Genomic DNA, 26,261 nt, shown 5'->3' on the forward strand with positions numbered 1-26,261 from the left:
CCAGGGTCTGCAAGGGGAGTGTTGTGGGCGCCGGCCGGCCAAGTGCGCTGCGGCGCGCGACGCCGCAGCCCTGGGCAGGCGGCGTGCCGTCCCCTGGGGCCCTGCGGGCGGGGCCCGGGTGGCGCGGTGCGCGCGCTACCAGGCGCCCTTGAAAGCCTCGAACGCCTCGTCGGCCAGGCAGGGCCCAAGCACCGTGACGGGCCGCGGCGCGGCCTGCAGCACGTCGCGGCAGGAGAGGGCAATTTCCGCCGGCTTGCCCGCGCGCTGCTGCGCGGCGATGTCCAGCGCGAACACCACGCGGCCGATGCCGCTCCAGAAGACCGCGCCCGCGCACATGGCGCAGGGCTCGCCGGAGGCGTAGAGCGTGGCGCCGGCCAGCAGCTGCCGCGCATGGCGCGGGCCGGCCGCGCGCAGCGCGTTCATCTCGGCGTGGGCGGTGAAGTCGCGCGTTTCGGTGCCGGTGTTGCCGGCCTCGGCCAGCACCGTGCTGTCGGCGGCGGCGATCACCGCGCCAAAGGGCTTGTTGCCGCGCGCCTTCGCCTGCGCCGACAGGCGTATGGCCTGGCGCAGGTGGAGGGCGTCGCGTTCGTCCAGATCGCCGTGCTGGGCCATGTCGTGCTCCTGGGTGGTTCATGGGCGCCGCATGGTGAAGCGGCGGCGCGGCCGCCACGCATACTGCGCGCATGGATGACGACGCCCCGCCGCCCGCGCCCAACCCCGAACCGCTGCGCGCGCAACTGCAGCGGCTCACCGGCGCGCCGGTGGCGCTGCTGCAAACGCACATCTCCTGGGTGCTGCTCACCGCGCGCCTGGCCTTCAAGCTGAAGAAGCCCGTGCGGCTGCCCTTCGTGGACTTCAGCACCGCGGCCCGCCGCAAGCAGGCCTGCCTGGACGAGCTGCGGCTGAACCGCCGCCTGGCCGCGTCGCTCTACCTGGGCGTGCTGCCCGTGCGCGGCACGCCGGATGCGCCACGCCTGGGTGGCGGCGCTCCGGTGCTGGACCACGCCGTGGCCATGCGCCGCTTTCCCGACGGCGCACTGATGTCCGAGCGGCTGCGCGCGGGCCAACTGCTGCCGCGCCACGTCGAGCGCCTGGCCGAACGCCTGGCGGACTTCCATCGCGGCGCCGCCGTGGCCGCGGCCGACGGCCCCTTTGGCCAGCCCGCGGGCGCGTGCGAGGCGGCCTTGACGGTGCTGGACCAGCTCGACGATGCCCTGGGCGTCGACGCCCGGCTGCAGGCCCTGCGCGCCTGGGTCCGCCAACAAGGTGAAAACCTGGCGCCCGTGCTGCGGCGGCGGCTTGATGCCGGCGCCGTGCGCGAAGGCCACGGCGACCTGCACCTGGCCAACCTCATCGTCCTGGGCGAAGGCGAGCGGGAGGAGGCCACCGCCTTCGACTGCATCGAATTCGACCCCGCGCTGCGTTGGGCCGACGTGATGGCCGACATCGCCTTCACCACCATGGACTTGCAGGCCCATGGCCGCGCGGACCTGGCCTTCCGCTTCCTGGACGTGTACTTGCAGCGCGGCGGCGACTACGCGGGCACCCGCGTGCTGCGCTTCTTCCAGGTCTACAGGGCGCTGGTGCGCGCGCTCGTCGCGGCGCTGTCGCCGGAGGCGTCCTCGGCGCCGTCCGGCCCGCGGCCGGACTACCTGGCCTGCGCCCAGGCGCTGGTCGCCGCCGGCCGCGCGCCGCGCCTGCTGATCACCTACGGCCTGTCGGGCAGCGGCAAGTCCACGCTGGCCCAGGCGCTGGCGGCGCAGGCCGGGGCGGTGCGCGTGCGCTCGGACGTGGAGCGCAAGCGCCTCTTTGGCCTGCAGGCGCTGCAGCGCTCGGCGGCGCTTGGGCTGGACCTCTACACGCCGCAGGCGGGCCGGCGCACGTTCGAGCACCTGCTGGCGTGCGCGCGCGAGGCGCTGTTGGGCGGCTTTGCGGTGATCGTGGACGCCGCGTTCCTCAGCCGCGAGCACCGGCGGCTGTTCGAGCACCTGGCCTGGCAGTTGGGCGTGCCCTTCGGCATCCTGGCCTGCGGTGCCGATGCAGCCACCTTGCGCGAGCGCGTGGCCGCGCGCGACGCGGCCGGCAGCGACCCGTCCGAGGCCGGCGTGGCGGTGCTGGAAAAGCAGCTCGCAACGGCCGAGCCGCTGGAGGCCGCGGAGCGCGCCTGCGCCATGGAAGTCCTGACGGACCAGCCGGTGGACGTGCCGGCACTGGCCGCGCGCTGGCTGGCGCAGCCGCCGGCCGCCTGAAAGCCGATTGACAGCGCCCTCAGGGGCGCGATGTGAACCCCTTGCCGTCCAGCAGCCGCAGCCCGTTGGCCACCACCAGCAGGCTCGCGCCCATGTCGGCGAACACCGCCATCCACATCGTGGCGCTGCCGGCCACGGCGAAGCCGAGGAACACGGCCTTGATGCCCAGCGCCAGCGCCACGTTCTGCCACAGCACGGCCGTCATGCGGCGCGACAGCCGGATGAGCGCGGGCAGGCGGCGCAGGTCGTCGTTCATCACCACCACGTCGGCCGCCTCCATGGCGATGTCGGTGCCCGCGCCGCCCATGGCGATGCCGATGTCCGCGCGCGCCAGCGCCGGTGCGTCGTTGATGCCGTCGCCGGCCATGGCCGTGGGCCCGAGCCGCTGCTGCAGCGCCTCTATGGCGCGCAGTTTTTCTTCCGGCAGCAGGGGGGCCTGCACTTCGGTGATGCCCACCTCGGCGGCCACCGCGCGCGCCGTGGCCGTGTTGTCGCCGCTCAGCAGCACGGGCACCACGCCCATCGCGCGCAGCGCGGCCACGGCCTCGGCGGACTCGGCGCGCAGCGTATCGGCCACGGCAAAGAGGGCCAGCACCTGCCGCTCGTCGGCCAGCAGCGCCACCGTGCGGCCGGCGGCCTCGTGGCGCTGCAGCTCGGCCTCCAGCGCCGCATCGCACAGGCCGCGCTCGTGCACCAGGCCGTGGTTGCCCAGCACCAGGGCGCGGCCGTCCACCAGCGCCTGCACGCCGCGGCCGGTGAGGGCCTCGAAGCGCTCCACGGGCAGCGGCGGCGTACCGGCCGGCGCATTGGCCAGCGCCGCGGCGATGGCCTGCGAGACGGGGTGGTCGGAGCGGCCCGCCAGGCTCGCGGCGCAGCGCAGCGCCAGGGCCTCGTCGCCCGCGAGCACGCGCTGCTCGACCAGGCGCGGGCGCCCGGCGGTGAGCGTGCCCGTCTTGTCCAGCGCCACGGCGCGCAGCCGCCGCGCCTGCTCCAGGTAGGCGCCGCCCTTGACCAGCACGCCCGCCCGCGCCGCGGCGGCCAGGGCGCTGACCACCGTCACCGGCGTGGAGATCACCAGCGCGCAGGGGCAGGCGATGACGAGCAGCACCAGCGCGCGGTACACGGCCTGCGCCCAGCTCCAGTCCAGCAGCGTGGGCGCGAGCAGCGCCACGCCCAGCGCCAGCGCGAACACGGCCGGCGTGTAGGCGGCGGCAAAGCGGTCCACCAGGCGCTGCATGGGCGCGCGGGTGGACTGCGCCTGCTCCACGGCGTGGATGATGCGGGCCAGCGTGCTGTCCGAGGCCGCGGCCGTCACGCGCAGCTCCAGCTCCTGCGCGCCGTTGACCGTGCCGGCGAACAGCGCGTCGCCGGGGCGCTTGTCCACCGGCAGGCTCTCGCCGGTGACGCTGGCCTGGTCCACCGTGCCCTGGCCGGCCGTGACCACGCCGTCCAGCGGGATGCGCTCGCCCGGGCGCACGCGCACGCGGGCCTGCAGCGGCACCTGCTCCACCGGCTGCGCCTGCCAGCGGCCGTCGGCCTGCTGCACCAGCGCCTCGGCCGGCGCCAGCGCCATGAGCTTCTGGATGGCGTTGCGCGCGCGGTCCACGGAGCGCGCCTCTATGAGCTCGGCGATGGCGTAGAGCGCCATCACCATGGCGGCTTCGGGCCACTGGCCGATGACGAAGGCCCCGGCCACCGCCACCGCCATCAGCGCGTTGATGTTGAGCTTCAGGCGCAGCAGCGCCTTGAAGCCCTTGCGGAAGGTGTCCACGCCGGCCAGGGCGATGGCGCCCAGCGCCACGGCCATGCCCAGCAGCCGCAGCGCCGTGGAGCCCTCGCCCAACAGGTGCAGCCCTTCGGCGGCGGTGGCCAGGGCCAGCGCGGCGCCCAGCCGCACGAGGCCGGGCTGCAGGCCGTGGTCGTGGCCATGCCCGTGGCCGTGGTCATGCCCATGTTCTTGCGCGTGCCCATGGTCGTGGTCGTGGGAGTGGGCCTGGGCGTGGCCCGCGGCCGTGGCCGCCTGGCCGGCGCCCGCGCGGCCGGGCGTGACGTCGGTGGCCGCGTAGCCCGCGGCGCCGATGGCCTGCAGTGCCGCGGGCATCACCTCGGCCGGGGCGCTGATGGCCAGGGTGCGGGCGGTGAGCTGAAAGCGCAGCGCTTTGATGCCGGCCACGCCGGCCAGGGCGCGGCGGATGTCGGCCTCCTCGACGGCGCAGTCCATGTCCGGGATGCGCAGCAGCGTGGCACCGGGCGGGGGCGGCAGCTCGGCGGGCGTGCCGCGGCTGCGGCGCTGCAGGGTGACGACGGGTGCGGCTGCGCCGGCGGAGCCGCACCCGCAGGCGGCGTCGGAACAGGAGCTGGGCTGCTTGTCGTCGGTGCTCATGGCGGCCTGGAAATCAAGGGATTACCCGCCATTGGACACCGCGCGGCCTGCGCCCGTGGCCGCTGCGGCTTAAGAGACCGCCGCGCCTGCCGGGGCTGCCTGGGTTGGCCGCGACGGCGACTCGGCGTTCCAGCTTCTCAAGGGAACCGGCCTGCCCGTGAAGTAGCCCTGCGCATAGTCGATGCCGATGGCGTGCAGCTCGTTCAGTATGGCTTCGTTCTCGACCCACTCGGCCACCGTGCGCATGTCGAAGGCGGCGGCCACGTGGTGTATGGATTCCACGATGGCGCGGTGCCGCGGGTCGCGGTGCAGGTCCTTGACGAAGCCGCCGTCTATCTTGAGCACGTCGGCCTTGAGCAGGTGCAGGTAGGCGAAGGACGACATGCCCGCGCCGAAGTCGTCCAGCGCGAAGCGCGCGCCCAGCGCGCGCAACTGCGCGATGACGGCCTGCGCGGCCTCCAGGTTGCCGATGGCCGCCGTCTCCGTGATCTCGAAGCACAGCCGGCGCGCGTCCACGCGGCTGCGCTTGATGTTGGCGACGGCCTCGTCGAGGAAGGCCAGGTCGCCCAGGGACTGGCCGGAGACGTTGATGGAGCAGTGCACGGAGGGCGTGCGCTGCATCCAGTCCAGGGTCTTGCGCAGCACCATGCGGTCCAGCGCGCTCATGAGCTGGTAGCGCTCGGCCGCGGGAATGAACAGCGCCGGCGAGACGAGCTGGCCGTCGTCGTCGCGCAGGCGCAGCAGGATTTCGCCGTACTTGACGCGGCTGACCCCCGGCGCCGTGGCCACGATGGGCTGGTAGAGCAGCTCGAAGCGGTCCTGCGCCAGCGCCTGCTGCAGCCGCGGGACCCAGTGCATCTCGCCGTGGCGCGCCTGCACGAGGGTGTCAGCCGAGGTGAAGAACTGCACCCGGTTGCGCCCGGCCTCCTTGGCCGCGTGGCAGGCGATGTCGGCATGGATCAGGGCCATGGAGGCCGGCTCGCCCGGGCCGGGCAGCTGCGCCACGCCCATGCTGGCGGTCACGCGGTGGGTGCCGCCCTCCCAGTGGAAGTGATGGTCCTGTATGCGCTTGCGCAGCGCCTGGGCGCGCTGCACGGCCTCGCCGGCCGAGCAGCCCTTGAGCAGCATGCCGAACTCGTCGCCGCCCAGCCGCGCCAGCAGGTCGTCCTTGCGCAGGCCGTCGCGCAGCAGTTGCGCCAGCTCGCGCAGCAGCAAGTCGCCCGCGGCGTGGCCCAGCGTGTCGTTGATGAGCTTGAACTGGTCGATGTCGAGGTAGCACAGCAGGTAGCCCGGCCAGCCCTGGGCGGCGGCGCAGCGGGCCAGCGCCTGCTCGAACTCCTGCCGGTTGAGCAGCCCGGTGAGCATGTCGTGGCGCAGGGCATGGGCCGCGCGCTCGGCCAGGCGGTGCTGCTCGCTCACGTCGCGGCAGACCCAGATCGCGCCCGTGCAGCGGCCCCGCGCGTCGTGGATGGGCGCCACCGTGTCGCTGATGGGGCACAGCGTGCCGTCGTGCGCGCGCAGCAGGCTGGCGCGCGTTTCCTGCTGCGCCTCCGGCAGGAACAGGCACTGCACCACCGGGCAGGGCCGCGGCTGCTGGTCGTCGGCCCACAGCAGCCTGACCACCTCGGCGAAGGGCCGCTCCACCACCTCGCGCGCATCCACGCGCAGCAGCGTTGCGGCGGCCGGGTTCAGCAGCTTGACCTGCCCATTGGCGTCCACGGTCACCACCGCGTCGGCCATGGACTCCAGCGTCACGCGCAACTGCTCGCGCTGTTCGCGCAGCTCGTCCAGGGCCCGCTCGGCACGCTCCTGCGTGGCCACCAGCATCTGCTCGTAGCGCCGCGTGGCGCTGGCGTTGAAAGCGGTCACGCTGATGAGCGCGTCCTCGCCGCTGGCGCCTTCGAGGTGCTGCGCGTTGAGCAGCACCGGCAGCGCCTGGCCGCCCGGCGTCGTCAGCTCCAGGGACACCTCGTTGGCAAAGCCCTGCAACGCGAGCAAGGGCACGACGTGGGAGCTGTAGAAGATGCGGCTGCCCGGCGTGAGCAGCTCCGTGAGCCGCAGCCGCTGCTCGATGTGCTGCGGGGGGCATCCCAGCCATTGGGCGAACAGCCGGTTGGCGCGGACGATGAGGCTGTCGGCGCCCAGCAGCAGGTGGCCGCAGGGGAGGTCTTCGTACAGCGGGGTCTGGCCTGAGGTGCCTGGTTGGGTGGACATGCGAAACGCTCAGGCGTCAATGGCCAGTGGGTCGGTGAATCGGCGGATCAGGCGGACGGTTTGCGCCGGTGCGCTCAGGTGCGGGCAGTGGCCCGTGGCCTGCATGATGGCCGGCTCGCCGCGCGGCAGATGGGCCTGCAGGCAGCGGCCGGCGCCGGAGCGCCGGACATTGAGATGGACGAGTGCGGACACAAAAAAACTACCGATGTGCCTATTTATCGACGCGATTCACAGCGAACGGTGCTGTGAATCGCCCCTTTCATGGTTGTAACGGATGCGTACATGGGCGACTGACGCCTTGCTGACTGTTGCGCTGCCCTGGCCTGCACGCCGGCGCGCCCCGAAATATTGTTGAGATTGTGGCGCCGGGAATTTGGCGAAACCGAGTTCTTGGCTGGAAATGCAGTATTCAGGCAAAAAAGTACCGCCTGTCCAGCATTTGGAGATGGGGCTTTGCTCTGCCGCAAAAACTGGTCTTGGCTCCAGCGGCGATGAGGGTTTGAATCAGGGGCTAAGCCGGCGCAACCAGTGGGAAGCAGTGGTTCGCTTCAAGCAGGCAAACCTCGTTTATTGAAGTTTCCCCGGGTAGCCAGGGAATTTCGCTGCCCTGTCGGCGGCTGAGTAAGTTTGGAAATTCAATCCGGCAGCGGGGCGATGCCCATCCGGCGCGCACGCAAGCGCTGAAGGCGAGTATCGAAACATTTCAAGCCGACATAAGCCTGACGCCGCGAAGCCATTGCGGCCATGGGCTGTCGCGGCCTGGTACTCACGGCGCGGGCGCTCCCACGCAGGCCGCGGCCTGGCGCTGCAGCCGCTCCACGGCCAGGGCCGGCAGCAGCCAGCTTGAGCCGTAGCGCAGGCCGTCCGGGTGCAGGGCCAGGATGCGCAGGGCGGGCTCGGTGCTGTCGCGGGCCACGCCACCCAGGTCCGCGCGCAGCGTGGCCAGGGCCTGTGCCAGGCGGGATTCGGCCAGCGCCGCCGCGGCCTGGGCCTGCGCCGGGCGCTGCGGCTGCAGCCAGGGCCATCGCGCCGCCGGGGCCGGCGCCTGGCACAGCGGGCGGCGCGGCTCGTGCGCGTCGCCTGCGGGCACGGCGCAGCCCGCCACCGGCTGCGCCATGGCCAGTTGCAGCGTGTCCGGGGCGCGCTGGTGCGGCGCCGGGCATTTCCCGTTCACCGGGGCGGTCGGCGCCTCGTCGGCGCGCACCAGCAGCAACTGCGGCAGCAGGTGCGCGCGCAGCCAGGCCAGCCGTGCCTCGCCCAAGGCCGCGCAGTGCGGCCAGCCCTCGCGGCCGGCCGCGTTGCCGGAGAGGCAGTGCGAGAGTCTCTGCAGCAGGTCCAGCATGGCCTGCGCGCCGCCGGGGTCGGCACTGCCGCCGTCGCCCAGGTGGCCGCACACCGGGCCGGGCGGATCGTGGGCGCGGGGCGCGTCGCTGGCGGCTTCTTCGGCGGGGCTGGCGCTGCGGTCGCGGCAGCGCTCGTGCGAGCCCCGCAGCGCGCCCGGCGGATGCAGTGGTGCCGCGCGCGCGGCGTTGTGCGCGGCCGTGCCCAAGGGCAGGTCCAGGCCGGTGAGGCCCAACTGGTCGTGCGCGCCGGGGAAGTCCGTCCAGGCGATGCGCAAGTCGCTGGCGATGGCACGCTCGCCCGTCTCCAGCCACTGCGCCTGCAGCAGCAGGTAGGGCAGGTGGTCGCTGGGGTAGGACAGCGCCTGGCGGCGAGACTCCATCAGCCCAAGCCGCAACCCCGGGCTGGCCGACTCCAGCGCCTGCTCGAACCAGGCCGCGCGCGAGAGCACGCCGCAGCCCGGCAGGCCGCACCAGCGCGTGGGCAGCAGCCAGGCCAGCGCGTCCTCGAACAGCCCGGCCGACAGCAGCGGCGACTGCAGGTCCGCGCGCGCGAAGGCGAGCACGCAGTCCTCGTCGATGTGGCCGTCCACGGCGCACGCCCGCGTGAGCGCCGCGCCCACGCCCGCGCCGCCCGCGCCGGTGATGGCGAAGGTGCGGCGCAGCCATTGCGAGTCGCGCTGGTTGAGCTGCTGCAGCGCCAGTGCCGTCCAGGCCGCGGCGCGCAGGCCCGCGCCGTCGCCGGCGGCCAGGTACACGCGCAGCGCGCCTTGCGCGTCCAGCGCCAGCGGCGGCGTGCAGGCGGGGTCGTCCGCGGCGTCGGCGCCGGTGCCGGCGGAGGTGGCCGCCGCGCCGTCGTGGCCGCACAGCGAGTGCAGCCAGGTGCCCAGTGCGGCGTCCAGCGTGGGCCGGCGGTCGGCCTGGGCCACGGCCTCGGCTTCGGCCGGCATGCGGGCGCTGGCGCCGTGGTCCGCGCCCAGGAGCACCAGCAGCGCCAGCGCCCACAGGCCGCCGGCGGCCAGCGCCGCCGTGGCACCCAGGGGCCGGCGCGGTGCGTCGGCGCGGGCCAGGGCGTGGCGCCGCGCCTCGCGCAGCGCCAGCGTGTGGGCCAGCAGCAGCACGCCGCCCAGCAGCGCCGTGAAGCCCAGCATGCGCAGCCCGCCCGCGGCGGCGGCGCCTTCGGGGTCCACGGCCGGCCACACGGCGGCGTTGGCCGACCAGCCCGCCCAGGCCAGGCCCAGCAGGGCCAGCAGCAGCACGCCGGACCACGGGCGGGCGCTGGCCAGCTCGAACAGCGACAGCGCGCCCAGCACGCACAGCCACAGTGCCAGCGTCAGCAGCGCCGCGGGCAGTGCCAGCGAGGGCAGCACGTCCAGCGGGCCGGCGTTGCTTGGGCCGGGCAGCAGGTCCAGCACGCGGCAGCCCAGCAGCAGGCCCAGCAGCAGCGGCGCCAGTGCCTGCGGCGGCAGCAGGTTGCACAAGCGGTACTTGGGCGCCGGCAGCGCGGGGGCGTCCGGGGCGGCCACCACGCCCGCGCGCGCGGCCAGGGCGGGCCAGGTGAAGGCGTCGTAGCACAGCACCTCGGCCACGAGGTGGCGGCGCAGCAGGAAGCCGCCGCCCAACGCCAGCGCGGCCAGGCCGAAGAGCACCAGCAGCACCACCGGCACGGGCCAGGGCGCGGTGGCGCCCAGGGTCTGCTGCCGCACCGTCTCGCGCACCGTTTGGGCGGCGGCCGCGGCCATGAGCAGCGCGGGGGCCAAGCCCAGCATGCGGGCCCAGATCCGCGCCACGGCCTGGCCCGGCGGCGTGCTGCCGGGTGCCGCGGGCCTGGGGCCGTGCGGGCGGCGCAACTGGCAGGCCGCGCGCGTCCACAGCCAGCACGCGTGCACCAGCAGCCACAGCGCCAGGCCCGTGAGGGCGAAGCCGCCCACCATGCCCAGCGTGCGCAGCAGCCGCTCGGCCAGCCCGGCGTGGCTGGCGCGAAACGGCGACACGGCGGTGGCATAGAGCGCGTCGCCCGCCACGCCCGTGCCCAGCAGCAGCGCCGCCAGCGCCGCCAGCGCCAGCAGCACGCCGCGGCTGCGCAGCACGATGTCCACCACCGCCGCGCGCAACTGCGCGCGCTGCGTGCGCTGCGCCGCGGGCGCCTGCGCGGGCAGGGTCACGCCCATGAGCCAGGCCAGCGCCGTGGCCGCGTGCAGCAGCACCACCACGCCCACGAGCCAGGCCTTGCTCGCGTGGGCGCCGCAGCCCAGTTGCGCGAGCCAGGGGCCGCGCGGCTGGCCCGGCGGCGTGCAGCTTGGGGAGCCGAAGCCCATGAGCAGCAGCGCGGCGGCGGCCAGGCCCAGGGTCACCCAGACGTCCTGCCGGACCAGGCGCAGGCCGGGCTGGCGCCGCGTGGCGCCGGCATACAGGGCTGCGGCGCCCAGCGCCGTGCAGCCCAGGGCCAGCCAGGGGCCCAGCTCGCCCACGCGGGCCAGGCCCAGGGCGTTTTCCAGCAGGTCCACCAGCACCAGGGCCAGCGCGGGCGGCACCAGCACGCTCAGGGCCACGCGCTCGCGTTGGGCGCGGCGCGCGGCCTTGTCGGCGCCCAGGGCCTGGGCCTGCCGCAGGGACAGGGCCAGCAGCAGCCCGCCGTAGAGGGGGACGAGCAGCACGCTGTCCAGGCCGAGGTACAGCCAGGCCGCGGGCGTGCGGCCGCTCTGCTCCCACAGCCGCAGCAGCAGCTCCAGCGGGCCGTCCTCGGCGGTGCCGGTCCAGCCCAGGAAGTCTTCCACGCCCCAGCCGCCGGCCACGTCCAGCACGGCACCCAGCAGCCCCAGCGCGCTCAGCGCCAGCGCGGTGGCGGTGGCGAAAAAGCCCAGGCCCGGCGACCAGCGCGGCGCGCGGGCGGGGGCGGGGGCCGGAGCGGGCGTGGCACCGGCCTGCGCCTGGCCTGCCGGGCGCGGCGAGGGCTTGCCGGCGCGGCGCGGCGCGAGAGGTTTGGCATCGGCCATGTGTTTACTTCCTGCGGCAGGCCCGATACGGGGGATGGCGGTTTTTTTGCCATTGTGACCAGAGGGCCGTGGCCGCAGCCCCGTGCCGGCTCAACGGGCCATGAGTGCCGCACGCTGGGCCTTGCGCCGTGAAAGACCTCACGTGCGGACCCCGCGGGAACAGGGGTTGCCAGCGGCTTGGGGCAGGCCGGGTGGAGGGCCCCGCGTGGAGCAGGGCCCGCACCCAGTGACCAGGAGGACCCCATGAGCAAGCAGAGATTCGGCGTGGAGCTGCCCTCCACGCTGCAGCGCTCGCCGGACAAGGCGCAGCGCACCTATGCCAAGACGCTGCGCAGCGCCGAGGGCGAGTACGGCCGCGGCGAGCGCGCCCGCCGCACGGCCATGGCCTCGCTCAAGCACGGCTTCGAGAAGGTGGGCGACCACTGGGAGCCCAAGGACCACAAGGGCCCGTCCGACCCGCAGGACGCCGCGGGCGGGCGCCAGGCGCGCGAGCATCCGAAGGAAACCTTCGGCGGCGTGGACGTGCTGGGCCACAGCAAGGCCGAGCTGTACGCGCGGGCCAAGGAGTTGCAGATCGCCGGCCGCTCGACCATGAGCAAGGAAGCGCTGGCGCGCGCCATCGCGAGGAAGCAGCGCTGATGGGCGGCGCTCAGGACTGGCCGTGGCGGCTGCACGACATCCCGCCGGACCCCCCGGTGCCGCAGCCGCCCGCACCCCCCGCCCCGGACGCCGAGCCGGCCGTGGAAGACCCGCCGACACCGAGCCAGTCGCCGCCGGTGAAGGATCCGCCGAAGTATTCGTGAGTTGGGCTCGGGCAAATTGACGGGTGCCTGCCGCAGGCCCATGTGCAGCGCCCCCTGCTTCGTCATTCCCGCGAAGGCGGGAATCCAGGCAGCCCCCAAACAGGCCGTAGCCCATATGTCGGCGTGCTGAGGTCAATACCTTGGCGTTCCTGCATTCCCACTTCGTTCTGGCGTGGGACCGCCTGGATTCCCGCCTTCGCGGGAATGACGGAATAGGGTGCGAAGCGGCTCGGCTTACGGCATGCCGATGCATGCCGGCATTTGAGTTGAGTTGAGCCGAGCCGAGTTGGGTTGGGTTGGGTTGGGTTGATTCGGATCGCCGTGAACGATTCCGGCAGGAATCAAACCTCAATCAGTCGATATCAGCCGATTTCCACCTCATCACTCAAGAAATCGCACTGCACCCCCCCTTGAACGACGACGGGCACGCCGTCGCCAACCCGCCGGTCAATTGCGACGCCTGCGGGTGGGTTTTCAGGAAATTCAGCACGTCCGGCCAGACGTTCTTCAGGCCCTGCTGCGGCCGCGTCCAGAACAGGTAATTGGCGCGCAACTGGTTGCGGGCAAAATTGTACAAATCCTCCAGCGGCACCATGGTGCGCTCGCCCTGGTGTTTCAGGGCCACGTAGTTTTCATATTGGACGGACGGCGCCAGCGGTATCACGCCGGCCAGGCCCGGGTAGCGCACGTAGACGTTGTCGCGCAGCGACTTGTCGTCCAGGAACACGTCCGGCCCGCCCAGCCCAATGCCGTAGTCCGGCATCTGGTCCACCAGAATGGGAATGGCCTGCTTGGGGAAATTCACGAACTGAATGGTCACCGTGGTGGGGAAGGCCTTGCGCATGGTGCGGTTGGCCGAGGCCAGGTTCTTGAAGAATTGAATCTTGTCGTCGTCCTCGATATTGCGGTCCGCGGCCCGGCCCAGCGAGGTCTCGTTGATGGCCACGCCCTCCAGCGCCGGGTGGCCGTCCAGTTGCCGGCCCAGGCCGCGCAAGAATTCTTCCAGGCTCTTCAATACGCCCGGCTCCCACAGCGCAATGTTCTGGCCGTTGCGCTTGCGCGGGCCGCCGGGGGCTTCCTTTTCTTCTATGCCTATATTGAAAGTCGCCGCACCGCGTTCCGTTTTTCTCTCCAGGTATTCGGGTACCGGCCGGTTGCCGCCGGCAAAAGACTTGAGCATCAGCAGCACGTGCAGGCGCTTCTTGTATTTGGAAACCCGGTCCAGGTCTTCCAGTATGCGGCTGGCGTCCACCTTGCCTTCGTCGGTTTCCAGATCGGCCCAGGTGTAGCGCAATTGCAGCCCGCGGGCGGACTGGATATTGCGGATCTGATCCAGCGTGTCTTCCACGGCGGCCGTGCCGCCGCGGCTGGGAATATGGATGTACTGGCCGGGGTGCCATTTCATACCGCCGCCCTGGGCATGGGTCAGCGCGGGAGCGCAAGTGGCGGCCGCGGCAGCAAGCATCTGGCGGCGGGTCAGGTTCAGCATGTGGGAGGGTCCTTTCCAATCCATGTCCGGCGGGCAATCGCCGTGCGCACGGCATGACACAAATGAAACGAGTCTGCCGGCGCAAGGCAGGCCGGCATCGCACCACAACTTCGCCCCATTTCCATCCCCAGGCCCCGTGAAAGCACTGAATGTGTAAATGCCGGCAGCCGCACCTTTACGAAATCAGTACATATTCGATAAAAGCAGTAGCGGCTTTGACGCTCAATTAGCAGATACAGCAAAGATCATTACAGCTTTGCAGATTTACTCTCCCTAGATTCCCCAGCTCGACCATTGAGGGAATACCGGATGCGAGATTTGACCGTCACCGCGCTGGCCATGGTGGCCACGGTGCTGGCCTTCCTGCTGGGCGCGGACCACGTCGTCGCGAGCGCCTGGGCGCCGGGCGGCGCGCCCGCCTGGCAGGCGGCCATGGCGCTGCTGCTGTTCGCGGGGCTGAGCTACGGCAGCCTGGTGTACTTGCTGGCCCGCTTCGGCCACGGCTGCCGCCAGCAGGGCTTCACGTCGCTTGGGCGCCCGGAGCTGGACAGCGTGTACGACGAGCACGCCGGCCCCGCGCCGCGCGTGTGCGTGCTGGTGCCGTCCTACAAGGAGGAGCTGCGCGTGGTGCGGCAGACGCTGCTGTCGGCGGCGCTCAGCGAGTACCCGGCCAAGCGCATCGTGCTGCTGCTGGACGATCCGCGCGGCGGCCCGGGGGCGGATGCCGACGCGCTGCAGGCCACGCGCGAGCTGGTGGCCGCGCTGCACGCGCGCTTCGAGCAGGCCGCGCAGCGGCTGGAGCGCGAGCTGGCGGGCTTCATGTTCCGCACCGCGGGGGCGCGGGCCTTCGACGCCGCGGCCGAGGCGCAGCGCGCCGCCGGGCTGTACGAGGCGCTGGCCGCCTGGGTGGAGCAACTGGCCGAGCCGCAGGCCGACGCCGCCTTCGCCCACGTGGACGACTTCTTCAACCGCCACATCGTCCAGGCCGCGGCCCACGCGCACCGCGAGCGCGCCGCGCAACTGCGCGCCGGGCGCGCGCCCACGCGGCGCGAGCTGCGGCTGGAGTTCCAGCGCCTGGCCACGCTGCTGCGCATGGACATCTCGGCCTTCGAGCGCAAGCGTTTCGACAACCTCTCGCACGCGCCCAACAAGGCCATGAACCTCAACAGCTACATCGCGCTGTTGGGCCGCGCCTTGCGCATCGAGCCCACGGCGCAGGGCGAGCTGCTGCGCGAGGTGCCGGAGGAGGCGGCCGACTTCGCCGTGCCCGCCGCCGACTACCTGCTCACGCTGGACGCCGACAGCCTGGTGCGCCCGGACTACCTGTTGAAGCTCACCGCGGTGATGGCACGCGACGAGCGCATCGCCGTGGCGCAGACGCCGTACTCCAGCCACCCCGGCGCGCCGGGCCTGCTGGAGCGCTGCGCGGGCGCGCAGACCGACATCCAGTACCTGGTCCACCAGGGGTTCACGTTCTTCGGCGCCACCTACTGGGTGGGTGCCAACGCGCTGCTGCGCGTGGCGGCGCTGCAGGACATCCGCGAGACGGTGGTGGAGCGCGGCTTCGAGGTGCCGGTGTTCATACAGGACAAGACCGTCATCGAGGACACGGGCTCCACGCTGGACCTCGTGCGCCGCGGCTGGACGCTGCACAACCACCCCGAGCGCCTGGCCTACAGCGCCACGCCGCCGGACTTCGGCGCGCTGATCATCCAGCGCCGGCGCTGGGCCAACGGCGGCCTGATCATCCTGGCCGACCTGCTGCGCTACGTGGCGCGGCCCGCGCACGGCGCGCGCCCGGGGCTGTGCGAGCTGCTCATCCGCGCGCACTACCTGCTCTCGCCCACGCTCTCCAGCCTCGGCGTCGCGCTGCTGGCGCTGCTGCCGCTGGACCCGGCGCTCGCAAGCCCCTGGCTGGCCCTGTCGGCGCTGCCCTACCTGCTGCTGTACGCGCAGGACTTGCGCCGCTGCGGCTACGGGTGGCGGGATTTCGTTCGCGTCTATGCGCTCAATCTCATGCTGGTGCCGGTGAATGCGGCCGGCGTGCTGCAGTCGCTGCGCCAGATGCTGCTGCGGCGCAAGGCGGCCTTCGCCCGCACGCCCAAGGTGGGCGACCGCACGGCCTCGCCGGCCGGCCACGTGGCGGCGCAACTGAGCCTGCCGGCGCTGGCCTTGGCGGGCGCGCTGCTGGCCGCCCACCACGGGCAATGGCTGCTTTCCGGCTTTGCCGCCTTCAACGCGCTGTGCCTGGCCTACGGCCTGGCGCGCTTCATCGGCGTGGGCGCGGCCTGCGCCGACCTGAAGCTGGGTGCTGCCGCCTGGCTCTCGCGGGCGCGCCGCGGCCTGCGCCAGCGGCTTCAGCCCCGGCGCACGGCGTAGCGCAGCTCGGCGAAGACCTCGCCGAAGGCGCGCGCCGACAGCAGCCGCCAGGGCGCCTTGGACAGGTCGCGCGGCAGCAGCGGCGCGCCACCGCCCAAGGCCACGGGTGCGAAGGTGACGATCACCTCGTCCAGCAGCCCCGCATCCAGGAAGCGCGCGGCCAGCTCGCCGCCGCCGACGATCCACAGGTTCCTGCCGCCGGCCTCGCGCGCCATCTGCGCGTGCACCGGCGCCACGTCGCCCTGGACGAAGCGGATGTCCGCCCCCGCCACGCGCGGCAGCTCGCGGCTGCTGAACACCCAGGTGGGCTGTGCGTAGAACCAGGGTTTGCCGGGGCGCCCGGCCGGCTGGATCTCGTGGCGCAGCAGCCACTCGTAGGTGTGGGCGCCCATGGCCAGCGCGCCGACTTGGGCGATGAACTCGTCATAGCCGCCGCCCGGCGCCTCACCGAACTGCATCAGCCACTCCAGCGAGTGCTGCGGCGTGGCGATGAAGCCGTCCAGGGACGAGGCGGTGTAGTACTGGGTTTTCATGGCGGGAAGTCTGGGCGGCTGGCGGGAGGCCGTCCAGCGTGGCCGGCCGGCGCCCGGGCGCTTGCGCGCCGCGCCAGGGTAGGCTGGCGGGCTTTGCGAATTTGCCCATGGCCTTCGCGCGTCACAGGGGAACACCAATTGCCCTTGCGCGGGGCTTGTTCATCACCGGGGATGTGAACCATGCCGACCTTCTCGCTCAACGGCCAGCCGACCACGCTGGCGCTTCCGGCCGACATGCCGCTGCTGTGGGCGCTGCGCGACGTGGCTGGCCTCACCGGCACCAAGTTCGGCTGCGGCATAGGCGCCTGCGGCGCCTGCACCGTGCACCTGGACGGCCAGGCCGTGCGCTCCTGCGTCACGCCGCTGTCGGCCGTGGAGGGCAAGCGCGTGGTCACCATCGAGCGCGTGGACCAGGACCCGGTGGGCCGCCGCGTGCAGGCCGCCTGGCGCGAGCTCGACGTGGTGCAGTGCGGCTACTGCCAAAGCGGCCAGGTCATGGCCGCCACCGCCTTGCTGCGCGCCACGCCCAACCCCGACGACGCGGCCATCGACGCCGCCATGGCCGGCAACCTCTGCCGCTGCGGCACCTACCAGCGCATCCGCGCGGCCATCAAGGTCGCCGCCTCGCAGATCGCACGTCCCACCCGCGGAGCCTGAGCATGGACATCGCCAGCAAGTTCCAACGGGGTGGCCGGGGCGGCCAGGGCGACGGTGCCGACGGCCCGTCTTCCGCCTCGCGCCGCGCCTTCATGCGCGCCGGCGCCGCTGCCGGCGGCGGGCTGCTCGTGGGCATCGCGCTGCCCGGGTGCGCCGTCAACCCGCTCAACGCCCCCAACCCGCCGCGCGACAAGAAGCCGCCCGAGGCCGCGGTGGGCCAGGCGACCACCGCGCTGTCGCAGGACGCGCCAGAGCTGGCCTACAGCGGCTTCATCCGCATCGACCGCCAGGGCACGGTGACCTTCATCGTCCACAAGGTCGAGATGGGGCAGGGCACCTTCACCTCCATCCCCATGCTGATCGCCGAGGAGCTGGAGGTGGACCCCGCCACCGTCAAGCTGGAGCAGGCGCCGCCCAACAACAAGCTCTATGCCGATCCGCTGCTGGGCGGCCAGCTCACCGGCGGCTCCACCTCCATACGCGGCGCCTGGGAGCCGCTGCGCCGCGCCGGCGCCACGGCGCGCACCATGCTCGTCCAGGCCGCGGCCCAGACCTGGAAGGTGGACGCCAAGGAGCTGCGCGCCGTCAACGGCGTGGTCACGCACCCGGCCAGCGGGCGCACGCTGCACTACGGCGAGCTGGTCGATGCGGCGGCCAAGCTGGACGTGCCCAAGGACGTGCCGCTCAAGCCCGCCTCGGCGTTCCGGCTGATCGGCAAGCCCGTCAAGCGGCTGGACTCGGCCGACAAGGTCAACGGCCGCGCCCTGTTCGGCATAGACGCCAAGGTGCCCGGCATGGGCATCGCCACCGTGGCGGCCTGCCCCATCGTGGGCGGGCGGCTGGCGGGCATGAACGAGGCCGCCGCGCGCGCCGTGCCCGGCGTGCGCCAGGTGCTGCGCCTGGACAACGCCGTGGCCGTGGTGGGCGACCACATGTGGGCCGCCAAGCAGGGCCTGGCCAAGCTGGAGCCGACCTGGACGGGCGGCCAGTACAGCGCGCTCACCACCGCCGCCATCGTGGCCGACATGGAGGCCGCCTCGCGCGGCGACGGCGCCGTGGCCCACAACGCGGGCGACGTGCCGGCCGTGCTGGCCGAGACGCCGGCTTCCGCGGGCCTGAGCGCCATCTACCAGATGCCCTTCCTGGCCCACGCCACCATGGAGCCCATGAACTGCACCGTGGCGCTGGGCCAGGGCCGCTGCGAGCTGTGGGTGGGCACGCAGGTGCCGGTGCTGGCGCAGACGGCCGCGGCCAAGGCCGCGGGGCTGCCGGACGAGGCGGTCGTGCTGCACAACCACTACTTGGGCGGCGGCTTCGGCCGGCGGCTGGAGGTGGACTTCATCGTCCAGGCCGTGTCCTTCGCGCGCCAGGCCAGCGGCCCGGTGAAGTTCGTGTGGATGCGCGAGGAGGACATCCAGCACGACATGTACCGGCCCTACTACCTGGACCGCATCGCCGCCGCGCTGGACGAGCAGGGCCGGCCCAAGGCGTGGATGCACCGCATCACGGGCTCTTCCATCATGTCGCGCTTCGCGCCGCCGCTGGTCAAGAACGGCGTGGACCCCGACGCCGTGGAGGCCGCGGCCGACATTCCCTACGACATCCCCGCGCAGCGCGTGGAGTACGTGCGCCACGAGCCGCCCATCCCCACCGCCTTCTGGCGCGGCGTGGGCGCCACGCACAACGTGTGGGTGGTGGAGAGCTTCATGGACGAGCTGGCCGTCAAGGCGCAGCGCGACCCCGTGCAGTACCGCATGGCGCTGCTCGCCAAGCAGCCGCGCTGCCGCGCCGTGCTGGAGCTGGCGGCGCAAAAGGCCGGCTGGACGCAGCCGCTGCGCGAGGCCGCAGGCGAGCGCGCGGGGCGCGGCGTGTCGGTGCAGTACGCCTTCGGCAGCTACATGGCCATGGTGGCCGAGGTGGCCGTCAACGCCGACGGTCAGGTGCGCGTGCGCCGCGTGGTGGCGGCCGTGGACTGCGGCCAGGTGGTCAACCCCGACACGGTGCAGGCGCAACTCGAAAGCGGCGTGGTGTTCGGCTTGGGCGCGGCGCTGTGGAACGAGGTGACGCTGGACCAGGGCCGGGTGCAGCAGAGCAACTTCGGCGACTACCGCGTCATGCGCATGAACGAGATGCCGCGCGTGGAGGTGTACCTCGTGCCCAGCCAGGACCAGCCCGGCGGCATCGGCGAGCCCGGCACCTCCGGCATCGCCCCGGCGCTGACCAACGCCATCTTCGCCGCCACCGGCACGCGGCTGCGCAAGCTGCCCGTGGGCGACCAGCTCAAGCCGCCCAAGGCCGCCTCGGCCGCACCGGCCAGGGCCACCAAAACGGCGCGGGCCAACTGAGCCTGCCGCCCTTGACGGCGCGCGCGGCGGCAAGGGCGCCGCGCGCGCCGAGATTCGTTGGCACGTTTTTGATTTCACACGTCATGGCGGCGCGGCCGGCTGCCCCATAATTTGAAGGTTCGCAGCCGCCGGATATTCAATTAATAACCGATCGGGATTGCGAAATAATAAATAACGAGGGTTGTGTTTTGAGGAAATACGGAATAATTGCGGCCTGCGTGCTGGTTTTGTCGGCCTGCGGGGGCGGCTCGGGAAGTAGCGAGGAGAAATCTCTCATCACCTCTGCATCCTGGCTGGCGGGTTCATCGCTGACTTACCAGGAAACCTCCTTGGTGAGCGGCAACAATACCATCAACACTGCATATCGCTTGACCTATGGCGTGGCGGCGGCGGACGGTTCACATACCGTGACGCGCCAGGATCTGAGCGCTTCAAACACGGTCAATGGTCTGCGCTTCGGCGGGCTTGAATCCGTGAGCAACTACGATGGCCAAGGCCGGCTGCTGCGCACGACGAACCGGGTGGATGGCGGCCCGGCGACCGTTTGCCAAGACAGCTCCTCGCGGGTGTTGTTGCCCAAGCCGCTGCTGCTGGGCAGCACGTGGGCCGGCGACTGGACCTGGACCTGCGGTTCATCCCCTCCGGTCGCATCGCATCTGCGCCTTGGGCACGTGGTGGGCACGGAAACGGTGTCCGTGCCGGCCGGCACTTATGAAGCGGTCCATGTTTACGAGGAGGTTGATACCACCAGCTCCGCGATGTCCTATACCCGCCATAATGTCATGAATACCTGGTATGACAGGGCATCGGGCATGAAAATCAAATTCGACAGCACCATCAAATATTCCAAAGGTGCGCCGTCCACGGGTTACGTGTCCCATTTCACGGACCAGCTTACTGCCGTGCAGCGGGGCAGTTGAAAAAGCCCGACCATGTGAATGATCGGGTTTTTTATTCCCCGCTGAGGTTGCGGGGAGATAAAGGGGCGGCGCCTGAAAGCGACGCCACCAGAGCTTGGGTTGACCGGGACGGTGGCGGCTGGCGGGGTGGCCAGCATTAATTTTGGCCAAAGCCGGGGCCGACTTTCCGGCGCGGTCGGGCAGGCTCAACGCGGCGCCTCCAGGCGGCCCACGACGTCCAGCCGGCCTTGGGCGGCGCTGAGCACGATGCCCTCGGCAGAGGTCACGCCGGCCCCCGTGAGCGCCGTGATGTTGACCTGGTGCGTCACCACCACCAGCGCCCGCGGGCCGCGCCAGGCCAGCAGCCGCTCGCGGGCCGCGGCGGTTTGGGCGCGCGGGTCGCCGCGCTCGTCGAAGAAGGAGTTGAAGGCCGGCTCCTCGCGCGGTTCGCCCAGTGCCAGCAGCGCGGCCGTGTCGCGGGTGCGGCACCACTGTGAGGTCCAGACCGCGCCGACGGCCACGCGCTGCGCCCGCAGCCGCTCGCCCACGCGCCGCGCCTGCTCGCGTCCGCGCCCGCTCAGGTTGCGCTGCGTGGCGCAGTCGCCGAGCGTGAAGCCCGGCGGATCGCCCACGCCGGGTGCCTCGGCATGGCGCAGCAGCACGATGCCGCCCGCGCGCAGCGCGGCCCAGGCGGCGTCGTCCGGCGCGGCCGCGCTCCAAGCGGGCGCCGCCGCCGCGCCCGCCACCACCGCCGCCAGCACTTGCCGCCGCTGCATGCCCGCTGGTTCCGCCTCGCCCATGGTCCAGGCCTCCTGAGCCGTTGTCCTGCCGATGTGACCAGGGTTTCCCGGGCAAGCCGCAAGCCGAGCGCCGCTCAAACGCCTTGCCCTCGCCATGGGCTTTTTCGTGGGAAAGTTTCGTTCTAGTTTACGATTGAGAACGATTCGCATTTGCGTATAGAAACCGATGAACCAATCGAACAGGGGCGAGGTGAGGACCAAACCGCGGTGGCGTGGCTTGGGCGGGCCCGCGTGGCGCTTGTGGGGCTGGCCGGTGGGGCTTGGGGCGTTGACGGCCTCGGGGCTGTTGTCCGCGCTGGTGTCCGAGGCGGGCGGCGATGCCTGGTCCTGGTTCGCGCTGGGCGTGCCCGTGGCCGTGATGGCCTGGTTCAGCGGGCGGCGGGCGGCGCAGCGTCAGCCGCTGCCGGCTGCCGGCGCGCGGCGCTGAGGCCCGGCCCATGGCGAGCACGCGTTCCCTGAAAGCCTGGTCGTGGCTGCACAAGTGGAGCAGCCTGGTGTGCACGGTGTTCATGCTGCTGCTGTGCCTCACCGGGCTGCCGCTGATCTTCCAGCACGAGATCGACCACCTCCTGGGCCACGAGATCGAGCCGCCCGCGCTGGCGCACGAGGGCCCGCCCGCCAGCCTGGACGCGGTGCTGCGCGCAGCGCAGGCGCGCTACCCGGAGCGCGTCGTCCAGTTCGCGTTCCCGGACGAGGACGACGACAGGCTGTGGTTCGTCACCCTCACGCCCACGCCGGCGCCCACCGAGGACTTCAAGTCCATCGTCGTGGATGCGCGCACGGCCCAAGTGCTGGGCGAGCGCGTCCTCGACGAGGGCTTCATGCACGTGATGCTGCGGCTGCACGTGGACCTGTTCGCCGGGCTGCCGGGCAAGCTCTTCCTAGGCTTCATGGGGCTGCTGCTGGTGCTGGCCATCGTCAGCGGCGTGGTGCTGTACGCGCCCTTCATGCGGCGGTTGGACTTCGGCACCGTGCGGCGCGAGCGCTCGGCGCGGCTGAAGTGGCTGGACCTGCACAACCTGCTGGGCATCGTGACGCTGGTGTGGTTCACGGTGGTGGGCGCCACCGGCGTGGTCAACACGTGGGCCGAGCTGGTGATGAAGTACTGGCAGTCGGACCAGCTCGCCGCGCTGCTGTCGCCCTACCAGGGCCAGCCGCTGGTGCCCGCGGCCGAGCGCGGCTCGCTGCAGCGCTCGCTGCAGGCGGCGCAGGACGCCGCGCCGCACACGCAACTGTCCTTCATCGCCTTCCCCGGCACCGCCTTCTCCAGCCCGCACCACAACACGTTTTTCCTGCGCGGCGACACGCCGCTCACGGCCAAGCTGCTGCAGCCGGTGCTGGTGGATGCCCGCACCGCCACCGTTACCGCGGCGCCGGAGCTGCCTTGGTATCTGGCGGCGCTGCTGCTGTCGCAGCCGCTGCACTTCGGCGACTACGCCGGGCTGCCCATGAAGGTGCTGTGGGCGCTGCTGGACCTGGCCAGCATCGTGGTGCTGGGCAGCGGGCTGTACCTGTGGCTGCAGCGGCGCCAGCCGCGCCCGCTGGCGCAGGAGGCCGGCGTGGCGCTGGCCGATGCCGCACCGCGGGCGCGCCGCGCGCAGGTGCCCCAATGAGTCGCCCAGGCCCGCGCTGGCGCCTGGTGCTGGACTGGCTGCCCGTGGCCGTGGCGGCGGTGCTGGCCGTGGCCGTCTACGTCTTCGTCCCCGTGGCGGGCTGAGGCTCGCGCTGAACCCCCGAACCCCCCGAACCCATTGAGCCTCCTGAGCCCCCGTGCGTGCCGCCGGCCGCCCGGGGCGGGCCGCCGCATGGGCCGGGCCCGCCCGCTTCCTTCTTTCTCCTCACAACGCCCTGGAACACTGAGCATGCGCCTTGACGAACACGATCCCCTCGACGCGGCGGCTGGCCCCAGCCTGGAGGCCCTGGTGGCCGGCACCGTGGCCCTGATGACGGCCTGGGCCGACCCCTGCCCAAACGCCCGCGTGGACACCGCCGCGCAGCGCGCGCTGCTGGCGCACAAGGTGGCGCTGAACCTGTTGCTGCTGCAACGCCACGAGGGTGCCAGCCAGGCGCTGCGCGGCGCGCTGGGCAACGCGCAGTCGCGCTGGGCGCAGCTCGCGCAAGGGCACGCGCTGCCGCCGTGCGCGCAGTCGCTGGCCGCTTCCGTGGCCCTGCACTGAAAGGGCCGGCTGCCATGGCTTCCAAAGGAACCCGGCGCATGGCGCCGCCCCGCCCGCACCTGCTGGCCCTGGCCGCGGCGCTGGCCTTGTTGGGCGGCGCGCCGCGCGCGCAGACGGCGGCTCCTCCCGCCGGCGCACCGGCCTCGCTGCCACCGGCGGGCGATGGGCGGGATGCGGCCGATGCCGCCGACACCACGTTGCCCGCCGTGCGCGCCACGGCGCGCTCCGAACGCGAAACCGCCACCTCGCCGGTGCGCGGCTACCAGGCCCGCCGCGCCGCCACCGCCACCAAGACCGACACGCTGCTGGCCGAGACGCCGCAGTCGGTGACGGTGGTTACCCGCGAACTCCTCACCGACCAGGGCGCCACCAACGTGCAGGACGCGCTCAACTACGCCGCCGGCGTGCGCTCCGACGCCTACGGGCTGGACTCACGCACGGACTCCGTGCGCATCCGCGGCGGCGATCCCGTGGAATACCTGGACGGCCTGCGCAAGAACTTCGACTACTACACCAGCAACGCCCGCACCGAGCCCTACACGCTGGAGCGCATCGAGGTGCTGCGCGGCCCTGCCTCCATGCTCTTTGGGCAGGGCGGCACGGGCGGCGTGGTCAACATGGTGAGCAAGCGGCCGCAGGCCGAGGCGCAGGGCGAGGTCGGCTTGCAATTGGGCAGCTGGAACCGGCGCCAGCTCCAGGCCGACCTGACGGGGCCCCTCACCGCCGACGGCCAGTGGCTCTACCGCCTGGTGGCCGTGGCGCGCGAGGCCGGCACGCAGGTGGACCACGTGCGCGACGACCGCCGCGTGCTCGCCCCCTCGCTCACCTGGCGCCCAAGTGCCGCCACGTCGCTGACACTGCAGGCCCTGGCGCAGTCGGACCGCAGCGGCTCCACGTCGCAGTTCTTCCCGTGGTCGGGCGTGCTCACGGCCAACCCCAACGGCCGGCTGCCCACGAGCCGCTTCATCGGCGAGCCCGGCTGGGACCGCTACGACACCGACCGCCGCAGCCTGGGCTGGCTGCTGGAGCACCGTTTCGACAACGGCTGGACGCTGCGCCAGAACGCGCGCTGGACGCGCAACGACGTGGATTACCGCTCCACCTACGCCGACTCCTTCAGCCTGCCCGGCGACTGGGGCGCCGACCCGATGGGCAAGCGGGTGCTGGAGCGCTATGCCTATGCCGAAGACAACCGCACGCGGCTGCTGACGCTGGATCAGCACCTGCAAGGCCGCAGCGACGCCGTCGGCGTGCGCCACGACTGGCTCCTGGGCCTGGACCTGGCGCGCTACCGCAAGCGCGGCGAAGTGGGCTCCGCGGCCGGCGGCCTCATGGACGCCTACGCCCCCGTGTACGGCAATTTCACGCCGCCGGCGCTCAGCCCGGCGGCGCCCTCCACCCAGCGGCAGGCGGGCCTGTACCTGCAGGACCAGATGCGGCTGGGAACGCACTGGCAGCTCACCGCCGGGCTGCGCCACGACGAGGCGCGCAACGAGACGCAGGGCGCCGGCACCGAGGCCAGCCGCGCCAACAGCAAGCGGCTGGCGCTGATGTACCTGGCCGACGGCGGCTGGTCGCCCTACCTGAGCTACAGCGAGTCCTTCCGCCCCGTGGCCAACCAGGGCAACCAGCGCTTCAAGCCGCTGCGCGGCAAGCAGTGGGAGGCCGGCGTGAAGGGCGACCTGGACGGCGGCCGCACCGTCCTCAACGCCGCCGTGTACGACCTGCGCGAAGTGAACCAGTTGCGCCAGGACCCGGCCACCAGCCTGTATGCGCAGCTCGACGAAACGCGGGCGCGCGGCGTGGAGCTGGAGCTGAAAACCTCGCCCGCGCGGGCCCTGGACCTGGTGGCGAACTACACCTACACGGACTTGGAGGCGCCGCTGGAGGCCGTGCCCGCGCACCAGCTCTCGGCCTGGGGGCGCTGGCGTTTCGCGTTGGGCGGGCTGCCCGGTTTTTCACTGGGCGCGGGCGTGCGGCATCTGAGCGCATTCCACGACGGCGCGGGGCCCACGGTGCCGTCCGTGACGCTGCTGGACGCCCTGCTGGCGTGGGAGGGCGCGCACTGGCGCGCGGCCCTGAACGTCAGCAACCTGACGGACAAAACTTACGTCGCCACCTGCCTGGGCCGGGGCGACTGCTGGTGGGGTACACGGCGCAATGCCGTGGCGTCGGTGAGTTACCGCTGGTGAGGGGCAAGGCCGGGCGGCGTTGGACGCCCGGCCGGGGACAGCGGGGGCTGCGTCGGCCTTCGGCGGCATCGCGAGAGGCCTGGCAGGCCCTCGCAGTGTTCCCCAACAGCACGGCGCGGCGCCGCCGTCCCGCGCGCCTACTCCACGCGCAGCGGCGCCGACAGCTCCAGCGTGCGGTGCGCGACGCGGTCGGTCACACGCGCGAGCACGCGCAGTTGCGCGCCGCGCTGCGCGGGCGTGGTGCGCAGCGTGAGCGCGGCGCTGCCCAGGGAGAAGTTGGGCGTGGCCGGGGGCTGCGTCCACAGCGAGCCGCTGCCCAGGGCCTGGCGCGAGCCGTCGGCCGCCAGCAGCGCGAACTCCACGGCCACGTCGCAGCGGCCGGCGGCGTCGGGGGCGCAGCCGCTGAGGATGACCACCGCGCCCACGCCGGCGCCCGCGGCCACGCGGTCGGTGGCCTGCAGGTCCGGCTGCGTGCCGGCGGTGGCGGCCGCGGCCCAAGCGCGGCGCAGGGCGGGCTCATCCGGCGTGAGCAGCAGGTGGGCGGTGAAGGCGGCGTTGGCGCGCAGCGAGTCGCCGGGCACGGCCGGCGCGTCGGCCGGTGCGGCCAGGGGGCTGCGCACGGTGGTGGCGGCCATGAAGAGCGCGGCCGCAGCCAGGCCCAGCGCCAGCGCGCCCAAGCGCAAGGGGGAGCGGGCTTCTTCTTTTGGGCGGGTCGTGGGCGTGTGCATGGCGCCATCCTCCTGGTCAGCGCGGAGCTTGCCGCAAGCGCCGGTGCCACTGCGTCTTCGTGGGGGTGGGATTTCCC

At 72.5% G+C, this 26,261-nt stretch carries 19 protein-coding genes; 10 read left to right on the top strand and 9 right to left on the bottom strand.

Annotated features, from left to right (window positions below):
• Nucleotides 1-135: 135 nt before the first annotated feature.
• On the bottom strand, nt 136-612 hold the full coding sequence (locus ALA01S_RS12700) for a nucleoside deaminase (protein WP_066336856.1): 477 nt from the start codon (nt 610-612) through the stop codon (nt 136-138).
• A 71-nt stretch (nt 613-683) separates the two neighbouring features.
• Between ALA01S_RS12700 and ALA01S_RS12705 the strand changes: the two genes are divergently transcribed.
• Nucleotides 684-2,249 carry a bifunctional aminoglycoside phosphotransferase/ATP-binding protein gene (locus ALA01S_RS12705; RefSeq protein WP_066336858.1) on the top strand — a complete coding sequence of 522 codons (1,566 nt, stop codon included), beginning with the start codon at nt 684-686 and terminating at the stop codon, nt 2,247-2,249.
• 19 nt (nt 2,250-2,268) lie between these two features.
• Here the strand turns inward: ALA01S_RS12705 and ALA01S_RS12710 are convergent, their stop codons facing one another.
• From ALA01S_RS12710 to ALA01S_RS12725, 4 genes are all read right to left on the bottom strand, one after another.
• The gene (locus tag ALA01S_RS12710) at nt 2,269-4,632 is read right to left on the bottom strand and encodes a heavy metal translocating P-type ATPase (protein WP_084267499.1); all 2,364 of its coding nucleotides are present in this window, start codon (nt 4,630-4,632) and stop codon (nt 2,269-2,271) included.
• A gap of 69 nt (nt 4,633-4,701) precedes the next feature.
• Entirely contained in the window at nt 4,702-6,846 is a 2,145-nt protein-coding gene (locus tag ALA01S_RS12715; RefSeq protein ID WP_066336861.1) for a putative bifunctional diguanylate cyclase/phosphodiesterase, read from the bottom strand.
• A gap of 9 nt (nt 6,847-6,855) precedes the next feature.
• Complete coding sequence (locus tag ALA01S_RS12720; protein WP_066336863.1) at nt 6,856-7,038, bottom strand: hypothetical protein; 183 nt, start codon at nt 7,036-7,038, stop codon at nt 6,856-6,858.
• Nucleotides 7,039-7,612: 574 nt separating this feature from the next.
• Complete coding sequence (locus ALA01S_RS12725) at nt 7,613-11,182, bottom strand: hypothetical protein (RefSeq protein ID WP_066336866.1); 3,570 nt, start codon at nt 11,180-11,182, stop codon at nt 7,613-7,615.
• 243 nt (nt 11,183-11,425) lie between these two features.
• Here ALA01S_RS12725 and ALA01S_RS12730 point away from each other — a divergent pair, with 243 nt between their 5' ends.
• Entirely contained in the window at nt 11,426-11,821 is a 396-nt protein-coding gene (locus tag ALA01S_RS12730; RefSeq protein WP_066336867.1) for a ChaB family protein, read from the top strand.
• A gap of 549 nt (nt 11,822-12,370) precedes the next feature.
• On the opposite strand, the gene ALA01S_RS12735 is transcribed toward ALA01S_RS12730, so the two are convergent.
• On the bottom strand, nt 12,371-13,474 hold the full coding sequence (locus ALA01S_RS12735; RefSeq protein WP_066336868.1) for a hypothetical protein: 1,104 nt from the start codon (nt 13,472-13,474) through the stop codon (nt 12,371-12,373).
• Nucleotides 13,475-13,783: 309 nt separating this feature from the next.
• Between ALA01S_RS12735 and ALA01S_RS12740 the strand changes: the two genes are divergently transcribed.
• A complete protein-coding gene (locus ALA01S_RS12740) occupies nt 13,784-15,853 on the top strand; it encodes a glycosyltransferase family 2 protein (RefSeq protein WP_157118972.1) in 2,070 nt (689 codons plus the stop codon).
• Here ALA01S_RS12740 and ALA01S_RS12745 read toward each other — a convergent pair.
• Nucleotides 15,832-16,386 carry a dihydrofolate reductase family protein gene (locus ALA01S_RS12745; protein WP_066336871.1) on the bottom strand — a complete coding sequence of 185 codons (555 nt, stop codon included), beginning with the start codon at nt 16,384-16,386 and terminating at the stop codon, nt 15,832-15,834. The two genes, ALA01S_RS12740 and ALA01S_RS12745, sit on opposite strands and share 22 nt — an antisense overlap.
• Before the next feature lie 180 nt (nt 16,387-16,566).
• On the opposite strand from ALA01S_RS12745, the gene ALA01S_RS12750 reads away from it, so the two are divergent.
• The 3 genes from ALA01S_RS12750 to ALA01S_RS12760 all read left to right on the top strand — a co-directional run bounded on the left by ALA01S_RS12750 (nt 16,567) and on the right by ALA01S_RS12760 (nt 20,308).
• Nucleotides 16,567-17,043, top strand: a complete 477-nt coding sequence (locus ALA01S_RS12750; RefSeq protein WP_066336873.1) for a (2Fe-2S)-binding protein — start codon at nt 16,567-16,569, stop codon at nt 17,041-17,043.
• Between the two features lie 92 nt (nt 17,044-17,135).
• Complete coding sequence (locus ALA01S_RS12755) at nt 17,136-19,388, top strand: xanthine dehydrogenase family protein molybdopterin-binding subunit (protein ID WP_066336915.1); 2,253 nt, start codon at nt 17,136-17,138, stop codon at nt 19,386-19,388.
• Nucleotides 19,389-19,720: 332 nt separating this feature from the next.
• Nucleotides 19,721-20,308: a hypothetical protein gene (locus tag ALA01S_RS12760; RefSeq protein WP_157118973.1), complete on the top strand. Its 588-nt coding sequence runs from the start codon at nt 19,721-19,723 to the stop codon at nt 20,306-20,308.
• 185 nt (nt 20,309-20,493) lie between these two features.
• On the opposite strand, the gene ALA01S_RS12765 is transcribed toward ALA01S_RS12760, so the two are convergent.
• Nucleotides 20,494-21,087, bottom strand: a complete 594-nt coding sequence (locus ALA01S_RS12765) for a histidine phosphatase family protein (RefSeq protein WP_238455783.1) — start codon at nt 21,085-21,087, stop codon at nt 20,494-20,496.
• Between the two features lie 190 nt (nt 21,088-21,277).
• Here ALA01S_RS12765 and ALA01S_RS12770 point away from each other — a divergent pair, with 190 nt between their 5' ends.
• The 4 genes from ALA01S_RS12770 (at nt 21,278) to ALA01S_RS12785 (ending at nt 25,456) form a co-directional block, all read left to right on the top strand.
• A complete protein-coding gene (locus ALA01S_RS12770; protein ID WP_238455784.1) occupies nt 21,278-21,514 on the top strand; it encodes a hypothetical protein in 237 nt (78 codons plus the stop codon).
• A gap of 10 nt (nt 21,515-21,524) precedes the next feature.
• Nucleotides 21,525-22,700 (top strand): PepSY-associated TM helix domain-containing protein, encoded by a 1,176-nt coding sequence (locus ALA01S_RS12775; RefSeq protein WP_066336881.1) that lies wholly within the window; start codon nt 21,525-21,527, stop codon nt 22,698-22,700.
• A 249-nt stretch (nt 22,701-22,949) separates the two neighbouring features.
• Nucleotides 22,950-23,264 (top strand): hypothetical protein, encoded by a 315-nt coding sequence (locus tag ALA01S_RS12780; RefSeq protein ID WP_066336884.1) that lies wholly within the window; start codon nt 22,950-22,952, stop codon nt 23,262-23,264.
• A gap of 14 nt (nt 23,265-23,278) precedes the next feature.
• Nucleotides 23,279-25,456, top strand: a complete 2,178-nt coding sequence (locus ALA01S_RS12785) for a TonB-dependent siderophore receptor (protein ID WP_084267501.1) — start codon at nt 23,279-23,281, stop codon at nt 25,454-25,456.
• A gap of 137 nt (nt 25,457-25,593) precedes the next feature.
• Here the strand turns inward: ALA01S_RS12785 and ALA01S_RS12790 are convergent, their stop codons facing one another.
• On the bottom strand, nt 25,594-26,184 hold the full coding sequence (locus ALA01S_RS12790; protein WP_157118974.1) for a hypothetical protein: 591 nt from the start codon (nt 26,182-26,184) through the stop codon (nt 25,594-25,596).
• Nucleotides 26,185-26,261 lie beyond the last annotated feature (77 nt).

Origin of the sequence: Azohydromonas lata NBRC 102462 (assembly GCF_001571085.1) — a bacterium.
In the GTDB taxonomy this organism is placed as follows: Bacteria; Pseudomonadota; Gammaproteobacteria; order Burkholderiales; family Burkholderiaceae_C; genus Azohydromonas; species Azohydromonas lata.